Source organism: Pseudomonas sp. CM27 (genome assembly GCF_013179515.1).
Lineage (GTDB): Bacteria > Pseudomonadota > Gammaproteobacteria > Pseudomonadales > Pseudomonadaceae > Aquipseudomonas.
This window is the reverse complement of the sequence record NZ_JABMCN010000423.1, coordinates 1-1,802: the sequence shown is the minus strand read 5'-3', so window position 1 is coordinate 1,802 and position 1,802 is coordinate 1. Positions and strand designations below refer to the sequence as shown.

Sequence of the window (1,802 nt, the reverse complement as noted above, 5' to 3'; positions counted from 1 at the left end):
CGCAGTTGCTCGACGCGGCCGAACCTGGCCAGCCAGTGGTGATCGTCGGCGACGGTTTCATCGGGCTGGAAGCCGCCTCGGCGCTGCGTAAGTACGGCGTACACGTACACGTGGTCACACGCCATGAAATTCCCCTGGCCAGGCAGTTGGGGGAGCGCATTGGCCGCAGCATCCGCGCGCTGCACGAACGTAAAGGCGTTACCTTTCATGGCCCCACCGAGGTCGAGCGGGTCGAGGGCCAAGACAAGGTGGAAGCCGTGTTGCTGAGCAACGGTGAACGGTTGCAAACGTCACTGGTGCTACTGGGCACCGGGGTAAAGCCGGCCACCGGCTTCCTCCAGGGCGTGCCCCTGACCGAAGACAAATCGGTGCGGGTAGATACCGAAATGCGCGCCGCCGACGGTCTGTGGGCCGCAGGGGACATCGTGACCTTCCCGCTTGCGGGGCGGCCGGTGCGCATCGAGCACTGGCGCCTGGCCCAGCAGCACGGGGTGATCGCCGCCGCCAATATGCTCGGCGAGCAGCGCCGCTACGCCGATGTGCCGTTCTTCTGGACATACCAGCATGGGCGCACTTACGAAGTGCTGGGGCATGCGCGGGACTGGGATCGTATTGAATTTGTCGGTGAGCCGGAGGAAGGCGACTTCATTGCGTTGCAATGCGTTGGTGATCAGGTTGAGGCAGTGGTAGCAAGGGGGTATTCAGATGCCATGGCCATGCTGTCTCTGCTAATGAAGCGTTCCCTGAGCCTTTGCGATGCCGTTCGGCTGGTTTAAAAAAAACTATCGTTTCTGCATCGCCAGATTTCAAGTAACGACTAATGATTAGCACCTCAGGCTGACAAGCGATTACCTACGCCCGGAGTGTCATCGCGAATGACCGCTAAACGTTGGTTTATCATCTATTGCGAGGCGGATTTCTGAAATACTTGATCATTCTTGGTGTCGCATCTTTATTGAGCACATACAGCCCGCCGAGTACTGATACAACGCCAACGGCAGGGCTCAAAGACCCCAATCCGAACGCTGCAGCAGCGTGTGTCATTAGCGACCCGCCGGCTATTGCCATAGGGGCCGAAGCTAGCAGCTGTGCTTGATCCAAGAGCATTCGCCGATTCGTTGGAGGCTGTTCTGAAACACTTGTCGGAGTCGGGGGCAACCCTGCAGATCCGGGCGCAGGTGTCACTGCATCAGCTGCCGCTAGCTGTCCAATTCTGCGGAGCGGTGTACCCCTTCCGGCTGTCGGCTCACTTGGGGCTACAGAGGGCCGTACCTCATCTGGTTGGGAACTGACTATTTCGTTTAACGGAACATACTCAATTGGCTCCGAACGAGAAAAAAACTTTGAAATCCGCTGCCCAACGCGTGTAAAAATCTCCCATGCGTACCCGCTCGGATCAAATCTGTTAACTGGATCAGATTGACAATAGCTGTACCCGTTTATCCCGCCCTTCCCGAATGGAGACAGCGCGTCCGGCTGATTGAAGCGCATCGTGCGCGGATTAAAATCACGCTGCCCGTTGCCAAGAGGATAATTCCCCGTTGCCTTGTCGCGACGCTGGCCCACGAATGTTACCAACGTCGTCGGTTCTTGTGATTTTGAAAACCCGTAAGGGGTGTAAATTTGAAAATCGGCCGTTCGGCTGTTTTTCATGATCGTATTTGCTTGGTCACATTGCAGCGCTGAAATGATCTGGTCGTGGATGTTTAACTGTGCGCACGCGATCGAAGCGCCCCAAACCACGCGTGCGCTTGCGCCCCCAATGGTGGTAGACGTACGCCTACCTTGGTAGAAATAGAGTT

Annotated in this window: 2 protein-coding genes; one reads left to right on the top strand and one right to left on the bottom strand. The window is 56.9% G+C overall.

What is annotated here, in order from left to right; genetic code table 11:
• Positions 1-776 (top strand): NAD(P)/FAD-dependent oxidoreductase (locus HP547_RS28595; protein WP_172288860.1); only part of this gene is annotated, 776 nt, incomplete at its 5' end.
• 121 nt (positions 777-897) lie between these two features.
• On the opposite strand, the gene HP547_RS28590 is transcribed toward HP547_RS28595, so the two are convergent.
• Positions 898-1,802 (bottom strand): RHS repeat-associated core domain-containing protein (locus HP547_RS28590; RefSeq protein ID WP_306140761.1); only part of this gene is annotated, 905 nt, incomplete at its 5' end.